Origin of the sequence: Bacillus sp. S10(2024), from assembly GCF_050473865.1 — a bacterium.
In the GTDB taxonomy this organism is placed as follows: Bacteria; Bacillota; Bacilli; order Bacillales; family Bacillaceae_G; genus Bacillus_A.
Genome location: NZ_JBFLUR010000002.1, coordinates 2,269,229 through 2,290,947 on the forward strand (window position 1 = coordinate 2,269,229; position 21,719 = coordinate 2,290,947).

Sequence of the window (21,719 nt, forward strand, 5' to 3'; positions counted from 1 at the left end):
TATTTTCCCATTTAATTCAAAAAAATTTCTCATAGTGATAATAAACAATTATGACGAAAGCTTTAAAAAATAAAAAAGGAGCTGACTCAAAAGAAATGTAGATATCTTTTGAGTCAGCTCCTTTTTCAGGAAATATTCTGAATTCCCTCTGAACTTATAAATATTTATCTCCCTTTTCTCTAGATTTTATTTTTGTTGCTGGTACGCCAACCGCAAGTGCATAAGAACCGATATCTTTTACAACTGTCGCACCGGCACCAATTACAGTATGCTCGCCTATTGTAATGGAATGAATTACATTTGCTCCTAAAGAAACAACAGAATAATCCCCAATCTTAACGTTCCCTCCCAAAGTAGCACCTGGTGCGATAGTCGCATAATTATCAATTACACAGTCATGATCTATACTAGAATTTGTATTAACAATGCAGTGTGCTCCTATTCGCACGTTACTATTAATTACAGCTCCGCCCGCTACTACCGTTCCTTCACTAATAATTACATCTTCACTAATAATAGCAGATGGATGAATAGCACAAATAAACAGAAACTCTGGAATAATAGCCTTTACTTTCTCCACTATTCCCCTTCTTATCCAATTATCTCCTACAGCTACAATTCCCCCTTGAATATGATCTTTAACAGATAATAGATTGGATTCATCACCTATTACTTCATAACCGTAAACCACTTCATTTTGTGAACGATAGCCATCAACTATTCCATAAATCTCATAATCTCCAGCTCGTCGAATGACATCAATAACAACCTTGGCATGACCTCCTGAGCCAAAAACAACAATTTTTTTCACGTTCTTCACTTCCTCGTATGTCACTAAAGACGATTAACTCATTTCTTATCTGAATTTATATTTATATACAAGAAAATTACTTATAATAATTATTTATGATTTTCGTTTCTTTATTATGAATACTTAACATTGGAAATGAACTGCCCACTATCTTCACATAGATTATGTTTACAGCATATGATAAATCTAACGTACCTCTATTATTCGCTCGAATGCTCTACACTCATATCTACATGTGCTAATACAATCTTTATCAGCACGATAGAGAGGAGAAAAGATAATGGCAAGAGAGATATTAAAAACACTTTCACACAAAAAATCAGAAAAGAAATTATGCCTTTGTATGATTGTAAAAAATGAATCAAAAATTATAGAAAGATGTTTAGATTCCGCGAAATCAATTATTGATTTTGTTTCGATTTGTGATACAGGTTCCACTGATAACACACCTGAAATCATTAAAAATTGGTGCAACGAAAATAATATACTTGGTACTGTGCATCATGAACCTTTTAAAAACTTTGGATATAATCGAACTTTAGCTGTACAGTTAGCCCAAGCAACGTATCCAGAAGCTGATTATTTATTGCTACTTGATGCTGATATGATCTTAGAGGTTCAGTCTGACTTTGATAAGTGTACCTTAAATAAGGATCATTACCTTACTATGCAATATGATAGCAACATTAAATATTGGCTGAGTCGCCTTCTCAAGACATCTTTACCATGGGCATCTGTTGGAGTTACACATGAATATTGGGATATAGACTATTCTAAATTAGGGGCTAATCAAGGGCCTTCCTCTTATACAACCGGAAAGCTCGATAGCTTAATTATCTACGATCAAGCAGACGGCGGCAGTAGAAGTGATAAATTCGAACGGGATAAACGTTTACTTTTAGAAGGGATTAATAATCACACAACACCAATCTATTTAAAAATTAGATACATGTTTTACTTAGCACAAACATTATCTATTCTCAATGAATTAGAGGAAGCTATCATATGGTATAAAAAAAGAGTGGATGCTGGTGGATGGGAAGAAGAAGTATTTTACTCCTTATTCAAAATAGGTCTCTGTTACGAACGCTTAGCTGATCAATGTTCTTTCAAACGCGAACAATTAATCCAAGAATCCATAAAAGAGAATTCAGTTCTTGATCAATCCATAATAACTAACTTCGTTGATCAGGAAGAACAGTTTTTTGCCCTTGCGACTATTTATCTTCAAAATTCTTGGGAATACAGACCTAGCAGGGCTGAGCCTTTATACCACCTTGCAAAACTATATCGATATAAATCTAAAAATAACGTCAGTTTGATGTATGCATTACACGGAAAAGAAATACCTTTTCCGAAAGACGATATTCTATTTGTAGATTATCACGTCTATGATTATCTTTTTGATTATGAAATTTCCATATGCGCTTATTATAATGAAAGTAAACGCAATTTAGGCCGCACTGCTCAGAAATTTCTTGAAGCCAAAATAAAACAATTACCTCCGAATATAGCTTCATATGTAGAACAAAATACAAAGTTTTATGAATAATATATGAAAAATTGAGCGATCAAACACTTCTTAAAATTGAGCGTACATTAGTGCAACATGAATGTTTTTATAAATTCTCCAGCACCCTTATACGGTTCTCCGCTAAATTCATCCCCCCCTTGCTACGCCTACATCAACAGATAAGTCCCCATTTTCAACAAAAAATAGGGACTTATCCATAACAATTTAGCTTGTTATTTCATTAAATGTATTAAGAAACTTAAAAGAGGTGAAAAAATGAATAACCATTTCAATTGCCCTCCGTCATTTCCTGTCGACTTCCCCGCACCGCCTCCCCCAGCATATGGATTTATATTTACTGAAGTAGCACAAACACTTGCTAATGGCACAAATACTATAACTTTCCCTTCAAGCGGTCCACTAAATAACACAGTAAATACAACGAATGGATTATTGATTAACGTACCTGGGGTATATCAAATCGACTATACTGTAACTTTCAATATCCCTTTTTCAGTTATTCCCCCTGACTTAGTCGATTTCACTGGAGTATTAACCTCTACTACCGTTCCTTCTCAAATTCCTGGTTCATTCTCTAGGGTCGCAGACTCAACTGTAGAAGCAATTCCAGGTACTGGAGGCGGTGGATTTACAGGTCGATATGCCGGTATATTAACTGGCTCTGTTCTTTTCAAAGCAACTACTGGTACTATCATTGGCGTTGATGTTATCTGGGACAAACTAGATTTAGATTCTGCACAGGTTCAATTCGCTTCTCTACGAGCGGTACAAGTTGTTTAACTACTTAACTAACTTCTAAATTTCTATTATATGTACTATTCCAAATATAATGGGTTCAGCTATGTCTGTTACAATTCAATATATGATCGGTCTAGGCTTCTTAAGCCTAGATTGCTTCATTAATAGTTTCAAAGGATTTATAGAAAATGTCCTCTCTCCAAGAATTTTCTTATTTAGAGAGACCATTGTCTTATCAACTAATAAAACTGTACATCTTTCATCATGAACCCTAAAACATTATATGAATTAAAAGGAGGAAATATTTATCTATGGCACAAACATGTGATGGAAGCGCATGCTTTATATTCTCTACATTACCCCCAGGAACTGTTGTAACCATTGTAGGTAAATCAGGTCATATGTATGGACCTGCTACTTTTGCATTATTTGACCCACAAGGTTGTGTAGTTACATTACTAGAGGAAGACATGACAACTCCAAGTTCTACTATTATTCTGCAAATCGGCTGTAACGATATTGAAAGTGTCTCGTACAGTCCAGAAATTCCAGGAGGCGGTGGCGATCGGCCAACAGCCTCAACAGTAATTTTTGGAGAACAAGAAGATCGTTTTTAATATAAATTTTCAGTAACAACTGCTCAAGAGATTTTTATGAAGCAAAACTCTAATTGGTGGTGCATGGTGAAATTATTATATATCTCTTCCGGCTACCCAAGAATTTACGAATATTTTGATCAAGGTATAAAAGCTGGGCTAAGTAACAGTGATTATGAATGGCTTCACTTTCATCCATTAGAGAGTATAGAGAAGTTAAAAATGATTGTTACTAATTTTCAGCCCCAACTGGTTTTAACAATATTAGGAGATCACCTCTCCTTATCAGCTATTCAATATTTAAAAGAAAATGATATCAAACTGGCATGCTGGATGACCGAGGATCCTTTTTATATTGATAAAACTATTCAAATGATTCATAGGTTTGATTATATTTTTACCATTGATAATGGTGCTCTCAAGCACTATCAATCTATTCATCCAGATGTCTTCCATTTGCCATTAGGAACAAATGCAACAATCTTTAAGCCCCTTCCTGTTGAAAATATACACAAAAGTGATTTACTTCTTGTAGGATACCCATATCCTACAAGGGTAAATTTTATTCATTTTCTTTTAGAAAATACTAAACATCAAATAACACTCGTCGGAAAAGGTTGGTATAACAGACTACAAAAAAAATGGAGAGACAACCCGAGAGTTATCATTAAAGATACATGGATTGAACCACAAAAGATCTCTTATTATTATAATGGAGCGAAAATTGTATTAAATCCTCATCGAACTCACAATTTTTGGCTTAACCAAAATACGCATGGAGTTATTAGCGAAAGTATAAATAACCGAACATTTGATATTGCATCCTGTGGGGCTTTTCAACTAATAGAAGAAAAGCCCGATCTTCGTTCCTTCTTTACCGAAGAAGAAATGATATCTTATCTAGATTACGAGGATTGCTTACACAAATTAGGTATCTATATGGATGACGAAGAGCAAAGGAAGACCATCGCCCAAAAAGCTCGAAAAATAGTGATAGAGCAACATACATTTGGTCATCGAGTTAAGAACATAATTAAGACTGCTTCAAAAACGGTTTTATAACTTTCCTTCTATATGCATATAGTTATTCAGGCCCATAGCATAACTAATTTATTTAACCTCTAAATCAAAAATCATCGGTTGTATTACCGATGATTTTTCACTTTCTATAAAATAAAAATTCCATCAGTGGGGATTTTCTTCATCACCCACTGATGGTTAGTTAAACCAATCGGACACATGCCCCCACCTATCTTCTTCGCTCTTCTCTGAAGCTTGAGGTGGCGGTCTTACTACCCACGAATAGCGGAATAAAAATCCGGTGGTTGCAAGAAGAAAAGGATATTGTATAACTGTGAAATCAAAATTGAGAGTAAGAGGGGGAATTAACAATTTTATAAAAAGCAAAACTGCCGGTGCTATTTAAGAAATCTGGTAAGATACAAACTAATTGGTTCTCCTTTTTCAAATTTCTCCATCTCAGTTCTTGAAACATATATGCAATCATTTAAAAGATTAAGCTTTTTCAATATTTTTTTATCAATAAGATGAAGCTTACAATTCATTGTAATGGAACATTGTTTATTATATATAAATACCTTATTTTCCGGCAAGCAAGTATTCTGCGATAAAATAGGATAGATCGGCAATCCTTGAGGTATATGATCTAGTAAAGTTGAGTTTATTTTAATAACTTCATAAAAAGAAAATTTGAATTTACGAAAAGCTAAAACATTCATTATCGGTCGTTTTTTATTATTTTCGAGGTAGAAAAATTTATTTTGTTCACTTTGAATAATACGTAAATTTGGAATAATAGTTGGCTTATCAATAGGTGGACCTTCTACGTATCCATATAAAAAAGAATCAGGTATCATAACTATCTTCTTTAAGTTATACTTAAAATACGTAAACATCTCATTTGTAATGAGCCTTCTTTGCTGCTGATCAATCAGAAAAACCTGTGGATTCTCCCCTTTTATCAAAGTCCCATTCGGAATTTTTATAGGTAAATTATTATATAGATTTTGAATAGAGTAAGGTGTTTTGTATGTTATATCAAGCACTATATCGATAGGATGGAATGGCTGAAAAGTGTTTAATTTCTCCCAGAAATCCGCATCTCCATTATACCAATGAACAGGACTTTCATCCCAATATTCCCCATACTTCTCCCGAACTTTCTCTAAAATTGCACGTGTATGCATAACTGAACAGTGATCAACAACGTTAGCTGCTTGATATAGTACATGCTGAGCTCTGCTTACTCTTTCGGAAAGGAGCTTCAATTGGTTGTTTACAAATTTCACTTGTTGCGAAGAATAAATAATATCTATCTTGGCATTTATATTAAAAAAAGATACCATTTCTTCTAACCTCTTCGGAACATAGACGGTGTCGTCTGTTAAATAAGAAATGTACGTTCCTTTTGTTAACGGAATAGCTTTATTGATAAGTACGGCATACCTCGTCTTTTTATAACGTTCCTCGTCCTCTATGAAGCTATTTATATAAGTGATTCTTGGGTCATCTAAATATTGTTTAATAACATTTACTGTTTCTTCATTCGAATGATCATCCATTATAAAAAGTTCCCATTCATCTAAAGTTTGTCTTAACACACTTTCAATCGCTTTCCCCACTAATGCAGGTTTATTATAACTAGTAAGAATAATTGACACTTTTGGATTCAAAAATCATCCCCCCTCTACAGTCAATCGTTTTACTCATAAAGTATTCATGTGTTCACTCAATCAAAAATATTCTTAATTAAATAGAACTGACAGATACTTTATACTGCTTGTCACCTTTTAACTGCCATACTATTTGTTATTTTCTAGTATACTAAATACCTTTATAAATTCCACAGCCTTTCTAATGTTTCAACGTAAGAATAAAACCTTTTCAGCAATAGCTATGTAGAATTTCAAGAAGGCAGAACTAAAAAATAAAGTTTAAGGATGTCTGCTCACCATTTTCAAGTATTGATATAATTTATACAAAGTTAGTATCGAAATAAATTTTCGGAAAATTCTAAATTGAATTCAATTCCTTCATAACTTAATAAAAAATACTAAGTCCTTTCCTACAAATCTAGCTTACAAATGTATAAGTTCACAAAAACAGTGTCAATTCACTAAAAATAACATATAAAGATAATGACTGTTTTATATAATGGAATTGATAAAACATTGGGATATATATAGTTACGGTTTTTTCATCTATGCATTCTATAACGAAAGTAAAGGTACGATAAAGTATTAAGGCACTAATCTAAGCTACTCTCCTTTAAGTGATTTAACCAAGATGTTATTGTTCTATCTTTTACATGTTCAATATCCCTCAGTTAAAACAATTTATGAATAGGTGAATCATATGACCATTCACGGTATAATTACACTCCTCATTATTTTTATTACATTTATAGTTTTAATGTGCGAAAAGTTTCCAGCTGATATCGTTATGTTCAGCGGACTAGTTTCTTTAATGATGTTTGGAGTCCTAGCTCCCTCTGAGGCTTTAGATGGGTTCTCAAATGAAGGAACATTAACAATTGGAGCCTTATTAATTATAGCTTCTGCCGTTAATAAGAACGATTTCATCAAACAAATTCCACGGTTAATAATCGGTCATGAGAGAAGTCATAAAAAAGCAATTCTTAAGTTGATGATACCTGTAGCTAGTCTCTCCGCATTTATTAACAATACACCAATTATAGTAATTCTTACACCAATAATAAAAAATTGGGCGCAAAAAATCGGCCTAGCTCCGTCAAAACTGTTAATTCCCTTAGCATATGCAGCTAGTATGGGGGGGATGTGTACATTGCTCGGCACATCTACAAATATTGTTGTAAACTCCTTACTAAAAAAACAAGGTAATCATGGACTTTCTATGTTCGAATTAGGAATCATCGGCATCCCATGTACTGTAATCGGCATTCTATTTATGGTGTTTATAGGAAGCAAACTCCTTCCTGAATACAAAAAAGGAAGCAAAATAGATGAAGAGAATAAAAATGCATTTTTAGGAGAAGTTCAAGTTGAATCAAGTTGCCCACTTATAGGAAAAACAATTAAGCAAGCGAACTTACGTAACCTTGCAGGCTTATATTTAATTGGAGTTATGAGAGACGAAAACATAATAATCCCAATTTCCGGAGATTATATACTAAATCAAAATGACTGTTTGTTATTTACAGGAGACATTTCTACCATTTCAAACTTGGAAAAAGTTGAGGGTTTTACATTACACCTCAGTTCTAGATTAAGTCTCGAAAACTCCTCCAATAATGACATCACTCTTTCAGAAATAGTAATATCCAAACAATCTTGTTTATCCAATCGAACCGTTAAAGAAATTCAGTTTCGCTCAAAATACAACGCTGTTGTAATTGCTGTTTTTCGGAACGGTAAAAGAATCCTCTCAAAAATAGGGTCTATTCGGTTAAAAACGGGAGATATTTTATATATTTTATCCGAAAACAAATTTTTTATAGAGAATCAATACTCTAATGATTTTTACTTTCTTTCCCACGAAACTGGTTCCCCTAAAAATCCTTCTAGAAATCAAAAGATGACCTCCTTTATTCCTCTTTTTATCTTCCTTCTCATGATATTATGTGCAGGAATAGGGATTCTACCGATTTTAACTGCTTCTTTTTTAAGTGTTATCTTATTATTCATTACAAAGTCCATTTCAGTACAGGAAGCAAGAAAATATGTAGATTTACGCTTACTTATCATGATTGGATCATCTCTTGGAATGGCAAGCGCCTTGGAGAAAACAGGAATCGCAAATTACTTCGCTAACACACTCGTAGGCGAAACCGCAACATTTAGTCCAACAGCATTACTTGCTATCATTTATTTACTCACATGGATTAGTACGGAATTTTTATCAAACACGGCGGCAGCTGCCTTCATTTTCCCTATTGCTTATTCCGTTGCTAAACAACTGTCTTTAAGTCCCGAACCTTTTATTATAGCTATTACAATCGCTGCCTCTGCTAGTTTCGCTACACCTACAGGATATCAAGCAAATTTAATTGTTTATCAAGCAGGTGGCTATAAATTCATAGATTTTCTTAAAATAGGTCTCCCGCTTGGTTTCCTTTTCATGATTATTTCTGTCCTACTCATCCCATACTTTTGGCCGTTTTATATGTAAATAAAACAAACACAAACTAACTTTGTATTGTCAAAAACGTTCTTGATTACTAAATCATTTTTTACTTCATATGAAAGGAGAAATTTTTTTGGAAAAACAAACAAATTTATATTATCATCACTTTTCAATTACAAAAAAGGATCGACAAAATTTGCATAAACATAAAAGCTGCATTGTTTGGTTTACAGGTTTATCAGGATCTGGAAAATCCACAATTGCCAATATCGTTGAAAGTAAGCTGCATCAATTAGGAATTTCCACTTATATTCTTGATGGAGATAATCTCCGAAAAGGATTAAACCAAGATCTTAGTTTTTCAGTAGCAGATCGCAAAGAGAATATCCGCCGCGTAGGTGAGGTATCAAAATTGTTTGTAGACTGTGGCATTATCGTGTTGGCAACATTTATTTCACCGTACCGCAACGATCGTGAAGCGGTTAGAAATAATGTACATCCTGACGAGTTTATTGAAGTTTATATCGACTGCTCTCTAGAAAATTGCGAAAACAGAGATCCAAAAGGCTTATATAAAAAAGCTAGAAGTGGAGAAATTATCGAATTTACCGGAATTTCCTCCCCTTATGAAAAACCACTTAATCCAGAAATTACTCTTGATTCTAATCGTTGTTCAGCTGAAGCATGCGCGATACAAGTCGTAGATTTTCTCAAAAAACATCACTACTTATCAATTTAAGGAGGATTATGATGGACTGTCCAATAGATACAATTTTTCCTCATGGGGGTATACTAATTAACCGTGAATTACAAGGAGCGGAGCGTGAAGAATATTTAAATAAAGTAAACGAACTCCCCTCTTTAACGATCTCTGCTTGGAGTATTTCTGACATTGAACTAATCGCAAACGGCGGCTTTAGTCCGCTCATCGGTTTTATGGATAGAAATGATTATGAAAGCGTCTTAATGACTATGCATTTAAAAAATGGACTGCCATGGACAATTCCTATCACTTTACCTATCACACAAGATGAAGCAAAAGATTTGCGTATTGGAACTGAAGTGATTCTTTACGGAGAAGATCAGATTCCTTATGCATTTATGCAAATAACAGATATGTTTCATTATGATAAACAAAAAGAAGCACAGCTCGTATTTGGTACAACAGAAGTTGCTCATCCAGGTGTAAAAAAATTATATGAACAAGGTGATATATATATAGCTGGACCTATTTCTTTGTTAAATAAACCTTCACACAAAAATTTCCAAGATTTTTATATGGATCCAAAAGAAACAAGAAATATGTTTTATGATTTAGGTTGGAAAACTATCGTTGGGTTTCAAACACGAAATCCTGTGCATCGTGCACATGAATATCTACAAAAAACAGCACTTGAAATCGTTGACGGGTTATTATTGAATCCACTTGTCGGAGAAACAAAAAAAGATGACATCCCTGCAGATATTCGAATGGAGAGCTATAAAGTATTACTGAAGAACTATTATCCAACTAACCGCACCCGCCTCGTTATCTACCCTGCCGCTATGCGTTACGCAGGTCCTCGGGAAGCCGTTATGCATGCGCTTGTAAGAAAAAATTACGGTTGTACACACTTCATTGTTGGCCGCGATCATGCAGGTGTAGGAAATTATTACGGAACGTACGACGCCCAAAGAATCTTTCGTAATTTTGATCTCACTGCAATTGGAATTCAACCACTATTTTTCGAACACAGTTTTTATTGTAAAAAGTGTATGAGCATGGCTTCTGTCAAAACATGCCCACATTCTAATACTGATCGTGTTATTTTAAGTGGTACCCAAGTTAGAGAAATACTTCGTAACGGACAAACTTTGCCGTCTGAGTTTACTCGTCCTGAAGTGGCGGAGGTGCTGATGAAAGGAATGAAGCGAAGCAATGCAAAAGACTGAAGAAACGCCATTAAAAAAAGGCATTAATTTAGTAGGATACGCACGTGCTGAATTTGGACTAGGAGAATCTTGTCGCCTCGCAGCAAAGTCCATCCAAAGTGCCAACATTCCATTTGGTATTATTAATTATTCGCTTCCACATGTAAAATCATTAGATTTCTCTTGGAAACATAAAGAAATAACCGCTCCTACCCACGATGTGAATATTTTTCATATGAATCCAGATATATTTCCAACCGCTCATAAACAGCTTGGGCATCAATTTTTTAATGGTCGCTACAATATTGGTTATTGGCATTGGGAGCTTCCAGAGCTTCCCAGGGAATGGTATACCAGCTTCAAACTTGTCGATGAAGTATGGGTTCCCTCATCTTTTGTACTAGAAGCTGTATCTAAAAAAACAAACCTTCCTGTAATTCGTATCCCGCATTGCATCCAAGTAGAATTCCCTGAAGGTATAAGTCGTGAATACTTTAATTTACCAACAGATCGCTTTTTATTTCTTTCCATGTATGATCCTAGAAGTATACAACAACGCAAAAATCCAGTTGCATCTATTCAAGCATTTCAAAAAGCGTTTTCTAAGGATGATCCTTCCGTTGGGCTTGTTTTAAAAATCAATAATTCAAATAATAATCTTGCAGAAGTGAAACAGATTCAGCATCTAATTCAAGATAATCGTAATATTTATCTTATTAATCAATCATTAACTCGAGGAGAAGTAAATGCCTTAATTCAATCAGTTGACTGTGTTGTCTCTTTACACCGTTCTGAAGGATTTGGACTGGTACTAGCAGAAGCAATGTATTTAGGAAAACCAGTAATTGGTACAAATTGGTCTGGTAATACTGATTTTATGAACGCAGATAATTCTTATCCTGTCAATTATGCCCTCGTCCCAATAAAACGAAATTACGGTCCTTACAAACATTATCAAATATGGGCTAAGCCAGATATTGAGCATGCAGCTTATTTGATGCGCCAACTTATCTCCAATCAAACACAGTGTAATCTTATCGCAAGGAAAGGACAAGAGACCATAATAACCTATTTTTCACCAAATGTGATTGGAAACATGATTGAAAAACGATTGACAGAATTAAGATTTATTTAGGTTCATCACCGTAATATGGGGTTGATTTTTTGAAAGTGAAACATTTTCAATACACGGAACGGAGAGTGGCGACTCCTGCGGGAATAGCGAGGAAAGTGAGACCCCGCAGGCTTGCCGAGGAGGCTCGCTCTCGCCCGCGGAAAGCGTCCACTCGGAGTGGAGTGTACATCTATCTATATGTCACCCCCGTCTTTTGGTGATGAACCTTTATTTAATGTATAAATCATCTATTCATTATTCTAGAGAGACGAAACAATAATTGTAAAATTGTTTCGCCTCTCTATTTTACTGAGTTCTTCCATACTGCCTATCTTATTCATGTAATGATGAAAATAAACGGTGTTTCAGTAGCAGTCAAGGTATATGAAACATATGATTAAAGGAGATAAAGGTTTTGATTATATACAGCATGGGGTGAAAATATGAAACAAGCATTCATTACTGGAATTACAGGCCAGGACGGTTCTTATTTAGCAGAATTATTGTTAAATAAAGGCTATAAAGTTTATGGATTAAAAAGACGAACTGCAACAGAAAACGATGAAAACATTAAACATCTAAAAGACGAGATTGAATTTCTTTCAGGAGATTTACGTGATTTAGCTTCCTTAATTCAAGCTGTTAAAGTTTCCAATCCAGATGAAGTATATAATTTGGCCGCCCAATCTTTTGTCGCAACCTCTTGGCTTCAACCTATTTATACAGGGGAAATAACTGCTCTTGGAGTTACAAATATGCTTGAAGCGATTCGGCTTACCAAACCAGATGCTAAATTTTATCAAGCATCTAGTAGCGAAATGTTCGGAAAGGTAGTGGAAACTCCCCAGAAAGAAACAACTCCATTTTATCCAAGAAGCCCTTATGGAGTGGCTAAAGTATACGGACATTGGATTACTGTGAACTATCGAGAAAGCTATGATAGTTTTGCATGTTCAGGAATTTTATTTAATCATGAATCTCCTCGCCGCGGTTTAGAGTTCGTTACAAGAAAAGTAACAGATGGAGTTGCTAAAATTAAATTGGGACTGCAAGATAAACTCCATTTAGGCAACTTAGATGCGAAGCGGGATTGGGGCTATGCAGGAGATTACGTTAAGGCGATGTGGCTCATGCTTCAACAAGATCATGCAGATGACTATGTTATCGCTACTGGGGAAACTCATACTGTCCAAGAATTAGTTGAGACTGCCTTTAATTACGTCGGATTAAACTGGGAAGATCATGTCATTCAAGATCCAAAATTTATGAGACCCGCTGAAGTAGATCTTCTATTAGGAAATCCAGCAAAGGCGAAAAAAGCATTAGGCTGGAAACCAGAAGTGAATTTTAAAGAACTAATTACAATGATGGTCGATAGCGATTTAGAACGACAACAACAGCAAAGAAAAGGATTATGAGCTTTGATTTTATAACTTTTTTATATTGCCTATCCCTCTTGACTTGTACTTTAACTTTAACTTTATTTTTATGTAGGGAGGACATTTTGATGACAAAATTTTATCCTATCGCTAGTCCTATATTAAATGGAAATGAAAAACAATATGTCATAGACTGCCTCGATTCTAATTGGATATCTTCAAACGGGTCCTATATTCAAAAGTTTGAAGAACAATTTGCACAGTATTGCAGTGTGAAACATGCTATTTCTTGTAGTAACGGAACAACAGCTTTACATCTTGCTCTTTTAGCATATGGCATTAAAGAAGGTGATGAAGTCATTATTCCGACTTTTACATTCGTTGCAACAGCAAATGCAGTTGTCTATTGTGGAGGAACTCCTATATTTATTGATTCTGATTCAACAACATGGAATATTGACCCTGCGAAAATAGAAGAAAAAATCACACCGCATACAAAAGGAATTATTCCTGTTCACATCTATGGTCATCCAGCTGATATGGACCCTATTAAAGAATTGGCAAGAAAATATAATTTATTTGTTATAGAAGATGCTGCTCAGGCTATAGGAGCGCAATACAAAGGAAAAATGACAGGAGCAATTGGTGATTGTGCTACTTTTAGTTTGTTTGGCAATAAAATTATTACAACAGGTGAAGGTGGAATGATTACTACTAATGATGACCACATAGCTGAAAAGATTCGAATTCTAAAGTCACAAGGAATAGACTTAAAACGTAAATATTGGTTTCCAGTTATAGGATATAACTATCGTATGACCAACATTCAGGCAGCAATTGGCTGCGCACAACTCGAGAACATTGACTGGCATATTCAACAACGAATTAGAATCGCCAATCAATATATACAAAATCTAAAAGATGATCAACGTCTCATATTACCTATCGAAAAAGAATGGGCTAAAAATGTATACTGGATGTTCAGCATACTATGTAGAGATTTTACTGAAAACGAACGGAATTTGTTAATGGATCGCTTAAAAGATAAAGGAATCGAAACTAGACCTTTTTTCTATCCTATGCATACATTGCCTCCTTATCAAAATTTACAGGAAACATCAGAATTCCCTATAATAAATCGTATTTCTGCTCAGGGTATTAATGTTCCAAGTTACGGAAACCTGACAAATGATGACATTCGATATATTAGCTTAAAAATAAAAGAAGCATTAAGCGAGGTAAGATTGAAAAAATGATATATGCCCCTCTCTTAAACTTATAATGAGCCTTTGCTTAAAAACAACATATCCCATTAATAGCTATAGAAATACCTCCTTGCTACAGCTATCTTTCATCTAAATACACCACGATGAAAAGAGATGTGAACGATGGACATAGTAAGATTAAGAAATAGAAACAATGATTTCAACAACATACTTAATCAAACGAACAGTAAAAATATTATTGAATTATTGCGACAAATATGGACCCTTAATCATGAAGATTTTGTATGGGAATTATATAGACAAATACTACATCGTGAACCTGACGAAAAAGGTTTCTTTCATTTTTACACTACACTTGCGAAAGGTGTAGCCAAAAAACAAATTTTAGTCGCAATCCTGACAAGCAGAGAGGCGATAGGTTTATACAGTCAAAAAGCCCCTCCCTCTCCTCCTCCTAATGCTTCCAAAACGATAAGTAGCTTCATTCATTCATTCTTCCTATCAAATGCATTACACTTTATCCATGCTTTATACAATGAATTTTTAGCTCGTAATCCAATAAAAACAGAAGTCCAACAGTTATCAGTTTGCTTAAAAACAAAACAATCAAGAATAGAGATAATAAAAAAAATACTAACAACAAATGAATTTCAAAAAGTATTAACCGACGCTAATTCTATCAGTAACTTGCATATAAAAAATAGAAAACAAAATCAAAACAAAAGTATAAAAAACATTGGAATTTTCCTAGGATTGGCTTATCCCGCCAATTTAGACGGAGAAGGAATTGGTCGATTTAGTACAAGATTAGCAGAGGGATTATTTAAGTATGATCCAACCATAAAAATTTATGTTGTAACAAATAAAATAAATCTTAGTAGTCTTCGTAATCTATTTTCACAACTCGTGCTTTTATACCCTGAGCGACTTATCTTTTATGCATCTGACAGTATGGAATTCATTAATACCGAATTGCCAGTAGATGTATGGATTGTGCCATATGTCGGCTTAGAATTAGCTATGTATTTAGATAAACCTATTATTCTTTGTTTACACGACTTAGTTCACTTACACTTTCAAGAATTATATTATCAAGGAAATACGGATGAGTTTTGTTACCGTCTGGATCGTTTTATCCACAGATTAATCGATAAAGCTTCTGTCATCGTATTCTCTTCTAACTTTACAAGAAACCATGAAGGGTTACAATTTTTAAAGCTACCTATCGAAAAAACTCACGTTGTTAGATTGGCACCTCCTGTAGAAGAATACACTGCGTACCATATATACGATGAAAGCTCATTTAGAAATAAATACAAATTATATGGCGATTACATTGTTTATCCATCGGTTATTCGTCCGCATAAAAATCATTCTCTTCTTATTGAGGCATTTATAAAATTCAAGCAATCCCTTGAGAAACCACCTTCTAATTTAAAATTAGTGTTTACAGACCACTACCGTAATAGACCCATTCATCTTCCAGATGTTTATCTGCATTGTACTAATGAACAAATAAAAAACAGTATTGTCTTTCTTAATAGGGTTCCGTCAGACACTATGCCTTCCTTATACGAATATGCTTTAGGGACAATCGTTCCCACACTTTTTGAAGGAAGTTGCCCTTTCCCTATCCTCGAATCACTTATACTTGATACCCCGATTGCTGCTAGCCAAATAGAAGTTACAAGTGAAGTAGTTACAAATATGCCTGCTTTTTTCTCATTTAATCCATACTCAGTTGAAGAAATATCAAAAGCAATATATGAGTTAAGCAAAAACGGAAAACAAATGTTAAACCAGCAAAAATCTGCTATCAGCACTGCTTTAAATCGAAGGTGGGCCGATGTCGCAAAGGAATATTATGACATTATTAATAAAACTATTTGTATATAACCTTTTGTTTTTATATTTGAAATGTATGTAAGGATACTTTACTGAGTCAAATATCCTTACATATCATCCTATGCTGCTTTAAGCTCTCAAATTATATGACATATTCTTATCTTTTTATCCGACATTAGCTTTTTTATAGGTAAACCATTCATATCTTTACCACTCATTATTGTAAACTTTTAGAGTAAATCTCTCACTAACTAAATTTTTACCTTATGGTCTTTTTTATTATAAAAAACACCTCCTTCTGTGTATTAATAATCTAGTCTTTCATCAAATTCCTACACAGAAAGAAGCATATCTATATAAATCCAATTTAATTTTCCAACACATAAATTGCGGCTATAGAAATAAAAGACGGCTGCGCTTACTTTCTCTCTTTGTTTCGTTTTGCATATGGCAAAAAAATGCCCTGACCGCTTCTATGCATGGCCAGATGCTCTCACCCATCGAAAAAGAATGGTTTTATTTCGGTTTTCAACTTGAATTTATATATTTTTATAGCCTATGTTTCCTTTTAAACAAACGCAATTCTTTAATTGAGTTTGTATCTAGGGAAGCAATCTTATTTTCTAATTTTTTTCTAGCATAATCATATAATTGTACATCTACCTCGTTTTTTTCCAGTATCTTATCAATCACTTTCTGCGGAATTTCTTCTTTTAAAGGTCTTTCTGTATTAACATTTAACTTTTTATAATTAATATTCCTCCATCCGAATTCTTTTTTCATAATATACAAAGATTCAGAAAACAATTCAGTAATCCCTACCACAGAAAAATATTTTTCAATATGCTCTTTCGCCATCTGCAAATCAGCAACATCATTACCTGTAATACAGCGAGTTTGCAGATTGACTGTAGAATAGTTAAATTTTGGGTTGCTTACATACTCATCAATCGTCTCTTCAAAAAACAATTCTTTGTACTGGTTTGAATTCTTATGAGCAAAATAAAACCATGAGATTACTTGTTCAACCGGATGTCTCAACATTGTAATATAGGTAAAGGGCCTAGAAAGGTAACGATGAATGCCAAACAAAAAATGGCCACATAAAGTGTCAGCAGTTGTTAATTGCTCTTTATAAGAAAGTACCCCTTGAGGAAGTATTCCCTGTATATTCACATCATAATGTATATTATTTGGATATTGTCTACAAATCAAATCTGTCAATGTAGTTCCCCCAGCTTTAGGGATATGAAGAAATAATAATAAAGGACTTCTTTTCTTGCTAGACTGTCCTTCATTCATCTAAAAGTCATCTCCTTACGCTTAATTTTTTTCAGTATATGCCTCATAACTTTCTATAAGTACTATCTAAAAAGTGAAATTTGTACATTCAAAAAAAAAGCATAATAATGCTGTAGAAGAATATAATAAAACGTCAAGTATAACTATCAAACAAAAAAATCGCACTATGCATTCTAGTAATTAAGCAAATATTGACGGTAATAAAAAACATATAATTAGACAATATGTCTTTTATATTCCTTAGCTTAATTATTATAAATTGCTATATCTTACAAAGATCTTGATAATTCCAGTCACCAGATATTCACAATTACAAATACACTGTACCTATAAATCAAATAATTATTACCTAACTATTAGACTGTATTTATCCCGGTGATCAATAATAACTATATACATTTAAAATAATAATTGTAGTTTACTAATCTTTTATTCCTATTTATTGATAATATAAGACAAGATATCTTTTCTACCTACAAGAAATACGCATTGTAAATTTCTACTAAAAATGAGAACTCTTTCAAAGAATAAAAAATTATTCTTTATATATCACTCAATTTTCAAGCCATAAAGGAGTGACTACGATGAATAATCCTACTTCACCTTCAGATACAATCATTAATATTTTACGAAAAGCAGTTAGATTATCAGAAGAAGCGTTTATTCATGAACTTTTTAGGCAAATTTTATACAGGAAGCCCCAGCATGAGGAGCTAAATTACTATAGAAAAAAACTAACCCACACACAAAGAAGAGAAATCATCAAAGAAATCATGCTAACTAAAGAAGCACTTAATCTATATACACAACACACCCAATCAGAAAAAACAGAGACAACGAAACCAGGGTTAATTTCCGATTTAATTTATAGGTTTTACAATTTGGATGATATGGAATTTACCTATTCACTATACCAACAATTCCTAAATCGATCTCCAGATTTAAAGGAAATTCAAATTCATGTGAATAACTTAGTTTCTGGCGTTCAAAGAAAAAATTTAATGGTAAACTTTCTATTATCTAAAGAATGCCGTCTGCTTTTAGAATCTGATATTGTAACGTCCAACACTTTAATATCCCCAAACACTGAACAACCTTCCCAAGTCCCTTCTGTAAAAATTGGTTTTTTTCTTGGATATTCAGTGAAAGTAGGTAAACATTTTGATGGAGAAGGTATCGGACGATTTATTATCCGATTAACAGAAGGTTTACTTTGTCATGATGAAAATGTAACTATAACTGTTGTAACTACTAAACAAAACTATATAGATATTAACAATGGATTCAAAAAGACCTTTTTATCTTTTCCTAACAGATTATCCATCCAAAAGTTCGAAACTGTAGACTGGGTAAATGAAAATATTGATGTGGATATTTGGATCGTTCCTTATATAGGTATGGATTTGGCGCTAAATTTAAACAAACCCTTTATCGCTTGTTTACACGATTTAGTTTATATGCATTTTAAGGATATATATACAAGGCAGCCAGACTTCTACGATAAATTTACAGATAACGCTAAAAAGGTGGCTAAAAAAGCTAAAAAAGTTGTTTTTAATTCTATCTTTACGAGAAATCATGAAGGATTGAAGTTCTTGAAATTACCTAAGGAAAAAACTCATGTCATTAGATTGGCACCTCCAGTTGAGGAATATGATGTCATAGATTCATATAATGAAGTTTTATTTAGGGATAAATATAATTTATATAACAACTATATTGTTTACCCTTCCGTTATTCGTCTACATAAAAATCATGATCGACTTATTGAAGCCTTTTTGAACTTCCGACAAATCACTGAAAGTTCTTCATCCAACCTTAGTCTAGTTCTGACTGATCACTTTCGCTATGGTCCTAAAGAGAAAGAAATTATAACACTACTTAACAATTCTAATAACGTAAATATACGAGATAGTGTCATTTTTTTAGGCAGGATTGAACCAAATGATATTCCACTTCTATATAAATATGCGATAGGAACCATTGTTCCAACACTTTTTGAAGGGAGTTGTCCTTTTCAGCTATTAGAGTCTTTAATTATGGATACTCCTGTAGCAGTGAGCAGGATTGAAGTTGTTGAAGAGGTTATAACAGATATCGAAAAATTTATAACATTTAACCCCTACTCTACAGATGAAATTATGCTCGCAATTCAGAAACTATGGCGACACGATAACAATTTGCTAGAACAACAAAAAAGTGCAATTCAACACATACTTAAGAGAAATTGGAGCGATATTGCACAAGAATATTATACGCTAATGACCGAATTAATTATCAATTAAAAACCAAAATAAGAAAACCAAAATAGTCACTTTATATTGAAACACGAAAATATTCCTGTGAAGTTAGATTTCCTTTTCAGCAGTAAATTAATTTTTAAACAGAGTAGTCGAAATATAAAAAATATTACGATAAAAACTCCTTTAAGGTGGTGCTTATTTATATGCTTTCCCCAAGAGTGTATTGGTTGTGTACTCATCAAACTTTGAGATACGAAGAAGTTCCATTGTTAATTGAGGCAGGAGCAGAGGTAATCCCATGCTTAGGAGACCCCTTTTGGTTGAAGTATGATAGTAATTATGACAATGAAAGTGACAGATTGTATCCTCATTGGCGAAAATCTTGTACCTTACCTACCAATATCGTTGAAAAAATTAGAAGAATTAACATACTTGAAAAAAAAGGGAAATTAAATCCAGATGAAGCTAAACTTATTAATCAATGGCTCGATATAATATTTATTTCTAACTATCCAGATATTTTAGCAAACATCACAAAATGGTATCAAGGATATATCATATTTAGGGTATTTGGTCACGGTGATTATACTACCTATACAAACGAAATGGCTAGATTAAACATTAATATAGATAAGATAGTAGAAACAGATAAATATGTATGGTGCCCAATACTAAAGAGCTTGGACGTTCCTGAAGATCCTAGAATTACTAAAAATAAGTTTTATCTAAATGCATTTGTTTCCAACAAAAGGTTAGGGTTCAAATGGAAAGGAAGAAACTCTAAAAACTTTATTAGTACTACAATCTCATATTTGGACGGTAATCCAGCAGCTAATAAGATATTCAAAGATTTTAACGAAAAATTTTCAAATATCCCTTTTATTGTATTAGGAAAAAACTCAAAGAATATAGTCAAAGATATTTCGGAGAAAGTAGTTGGACATACAGAAGACAATCTTTTTTATTCAAAGATTGCTGAAAGTAGAATGTTTGTTTACTTTGGTCTCGGTTCTAACTATCATGTGCACTACACTCCTATTGAAGCTTTAAGTATGGGAGTTCCCACAGTATTTTTAGAAAAATCAGGTCTTGCCCAAGAGGCAAGGGACAATGGCATAAGCAATTCCGCCCTTAAAACAATAGGTATGTGTTCTGACACAGAAGAGATGAAAGAATTTGTTCTTAAAACAATGAATAACTTTACCGAATTAGAAAAACTTGCTCATAATCAATCTAATATATTAGGAAATATATTCAAAAGAGAAGCAGCTTTAGTAAGAGCCAAAAACTTCTTAAAAAATATTCAACCATACATTGTAGCTCACAGGAAACAACAGTACAATCATGAAATTTCTTTAAACCTTACTCAGGAGGATTGTTTTCGCGACAACTCCATTCAAACGGACTTACCTATAGCTTTAGGACAGCGAATTATCTTCAGCACAGAAAAAATCAATTCGTTTACAGGAAAATTAGTATACGACCACACAAGACAATTTATAACTCGTAGAGTGGAACAAGGAATCGACTCTCCTGGAATGTTTATTGGGCAATATATTGGAAAAATGCATCCAGGCGAATATCTATTCTCTTTTGAACTGAATTCCTCTACAAATTACAATTCACCTATTGGCACTTTTGCAATAGGAGTATGGAGTCCACAGTTTAATATATTAACTTCACAGGATATTTCTAAAGTAAAGGCCGGAAAAAATTTCATAAACTTAACCTTACAAATCTCCCCAGAAAATGCAGATCTCCTAAAAGAAATACGTTTATTATGGAATGGAACTCATACCTGTGAAATACCGAACCTTATTGTTGAAAAATTAACCTAATTTAACCACAACTTAAAATTTCAGCTTGAATAATTCAAATAAATTCTCTGTAAGAATA

The 21,719-nt window shown here is 33.5% G+C and carries 16 protein-coding genes; 13 read left to right on the forward strand and 3 right to left on the reverse strand.

Features of this window, described 5'->3' with window-relative positions:
- Positions 1–154: 154 nt before the first annotated feature.
- A complete protein-coding gene (locus AB1280_RS11690; RefSeq protein ID WP_272187359.1) occupies positions 155–811 on the reverse strand; it encodes an acetyltransferase in 657 nt (218 codons plus the stop codon).
- A gap of 280 nt (positions 812–1,091) precedes the next feature.
- On the opposite strand from AB1280_RS11690, the gene AB1280_RS11695 reads away from it, so the two are divergent.
- From AB1280_RS11695 to AB1280_RS11710, 4 genes are all read left to right on the forward strand, one after another.
- Positions 1,092–2,363 (forward strand): glycosyltransferase, encoded by a 1,272-nt coding sequence (locus AB1280_RS11695; RefSeq protein WP_429755895.1) that lies wholly within the window; start codon positions 1,092–1,094, stop codon positions 2,361–2,363.
- A gap of 414 nt (positions 2,364–2,777) precedes the next feature.
- Entirely contained in the window at positions 2,778–3,125 is a 348-nt protein-coding gene (locus AB1280_RS11700; RefSeq protein ID WP_429755896.1) for a hypothetical protein, read from the forward strand.
- A 269-nt stretch (positions 3,126–3,394) separates the two neighbouring features.
- Complete coding sequence (locus AB1280_RS11705) at positions 3,395–3,700, forward strand: CGEA protein (protein WP_429755897.1); 306 nt, start codon at positions 3,395–3,397, stop codon at positions 3,698–3,700.
- 66 nt (positions 3,701–3,766) lie between these two features.
- Entirely contained in the window at positions 3,767–4,741 is a 975-nt protein-coding gene (locus AB1280_RS11710; RefSeq protein WP_429755898.1) for a CgeB family protein, read from the forward strand.
- Positions 4,742–5,097: 356 nt separating this feature from the next.
- On the opposite strand, the gene AB1280_RS11715 is transcribed toward AB1280_RS11710, so the two are convergent.
- Positions 5,098–6,372, reverse strand: a complete 1,275-nt coding sequence (locus AB1280_RS11715; protein WP_272187356.1) for a glycosyltransferase family 2 protein — start codon at positions 6,370–6,372, stop codon at positions 5,098–5,100.
- A gap of 682 nt (positions 6,373–7,054) precedes the next feature.
- Between AB1280_RS11715 and AB1280_RS11720 the strand changes: the two genes are divergently transcribed.
- From AB1280_RS11720 to AB1280_RS11750, 7 genes are all read left to right on the forward strand, one after another.
- The gene (locus AB1280_RS11720) at positions 7,055–8,848 is read left to right on the forward strand and encodes an SLC13 family permease (RefSeq protein ID WP_429755899.1); all 1,794 of its coding nucleotides are present in this window, start codon (positions 7,055–7,057) and stop codon (positions 8,846–8,848) included.
- An 88-nt stretch (positions 8,849–8,936) separates the two neighbouring features.
- Complete coding sequence (cysC, locus tag AB1280_RS11725; RefSeq protein ID WP_231559751.1) at positions 8,937–9,542, forward strand: adenylyl-sulfate kinase; 606 nt, start codon at positions 8,937–8,939, stop codon at positions 9,540–9,542.
- Positions 9,543–9,553: 11 nt separating this feature from the next.
- Positions 9,554–10,735: a sulfate adenylyltransferase gene (gene sat / locus AB1280_RS11730; RefSeq protein WP_429755900.1), complete on the forward strand. Its 1,182-nt coding sequence runs from the start codon at positions 9,554–9,556 to the stop codon at positions 10,733–10,735.
- Complete coding sequence (locus AB1280_RS11735) at positions 10,722–11,849, forward strand: glycosyltransferase family 4 protein (RefSeq protein WP_429755901.1); 1,128 nt, start codon at positions 10,722–10,724, stop codon at positions 11,847–11,849. The genes sat and AB1280_RS11735 overlap by 14 nt, the downstream gene beginning before the upstream one ends.
- A 422-nt stretch (positions 11,850–12,271) precedes the next feature.
- Positions 12,272–13,246, forward strand: coding sequence for a GDP-mannose 4,6-dehydratase (gmd, locus tag AB1280_RS11740; RefSeq protein ID WP_272187352.1), 975 nt, complete (start codon positions 12,272–12,274; stop codon positions 13,244–13,246).
- Between the two features lie 89 nt (positions 13,247–13,335).
- The gene (locus AB1280_RS11745; RefSeq protein WP_429755902.1) at positions 13,336–14,463 is read left to right on the forward strand and encodes a DegT/DnrJ/EryC1/StrS family aminotransferase; all 1,128 of its coding nucleotides are present in this window, start codon (positions 13,336–13,338) and stop codon (positions 14,461–14,463) included.
- 132 nt (positions 14,464–14,595) lie between these two features.
- Complete coding sequence (locus AB1280_RS11750) at positions 14,596–16,329, forward strand: DUF4214 domain-containing protein (protein WP_429755903.1); 1,734 nt, start codon at positions 14,596–14,598, stop codon at positions 16,327–16,329.
- A gap of 498 nt (positions 16,330–16,827) precedes the next feature.
- Here AB1280_RS11750 and AB1280_RS11755 read toward each other — a convergent pair whose 3' ends face one another.
- Positions 16,828–17,580 (reverse strand): sulfotransferase family 2 domain-containing protein, encoded by a 753-nt coding sequence (locus tag AB1280_RS11755; protein ID WP_035437161.1) that lies wholly within the window; start codon positions 17,578–17,580, stop codon positions 16,828–16,830.
- Between the two features lie 584 nt (positions 17,581–18,164).
- Here AB1280_RS11755 and AB1280_RS11760 point away from each other — a divergent pair.
- On the forward strand, positions 18,165–19,865 hold the full coding sequence (locus AB1280_RS11760; protein WP_429755904.1) for a DUF4214 domain-containing protein: 1,701 nt from the start codon (positions 18,165–18,167) through the stop codon (positions 19,863–19,865).
- A gap of 278 nt (positions 19,866–20,143) precedes the next feature.
- The gene (locus AB1280_RS11765; RefSeq protein ID WP_272187348.1) at positions 20,144–21,661 is read left to right on the forward strand and encodes a hypothetical protein; all 1,518 of its coding nucleotides are present in this window, start codon (positions 20,144–20,146) and stop codon (positions 21,659–21,661) included.
- The last annotated feature ends 58 nt before the right edge of the window (positions 21,662–21,719 follow it).

Coding starts and splice junctions, on each gene's coding strand:
- AB1280_RS11695 (WP_429755895.1), top strand. CDS start 1,092: ATGGCAAGAGAGATATTAAAAACACTTTCACACAAAAAATCAGAAAAG.
- AB1280_RS11705 (WP_429755897.1), top strand. CDS start 3,395: ATGGCACAAACATGTGATGGAAGCGCATGCTTTATATTCTCTACATTA.
- AB1280_RS11720 (WP_429755899.1), top strand. CDS start 7,055: ATGACCATTCACGGTATAATTACACTCCTCATTATTTTTATTACATTT.
- sat (WP_429755900.1), top strand. CDS start 9,554: ATGGACTGTCCAATAGATACAATTTTTCCTCATGGGGGTATACTAATT.
- AB1280_RS11735 (WP_429755901.1), top strand. CDS start 10,722: ATGCAAAAGACTGAAGAAACGCCATTAAAAAAAGGCATTAATTTAGTA.
- gmd (WP_272187352.1), top strand. CDS start 12,272: ATGAAACAAGCATTCATTACTGGAATTACAGGCCAGGACGGTTCTTAT.
- AB1280_RS11745 (WP_429755902.1), top strand. CDS start 13,336: ATGACAAAATTTTATCCTATCGCTAGTCCTATATTAAATGGAAATGAA.
- AB1280_RS11750 (WP_429755903.1), top strand. CDS start 14,596: ATGGACATAGTAAGATTAAGAAATAGAAACAATGATTTCAACAACATA.
- AB1280_RS11755 (WP_035437161.1), bottom strand. CDS start 17,580: ATGAATGAAGGACAGTCTAGCAAGAAAAGAAGTCCTTTATTATTATTT.
- AB1280_RS11760 (WP_429755904.1), top strand. CDS start 18,165: ATGAATAATCCTACTTCACCTTCAGATACAATCATTAATATTTTACGA.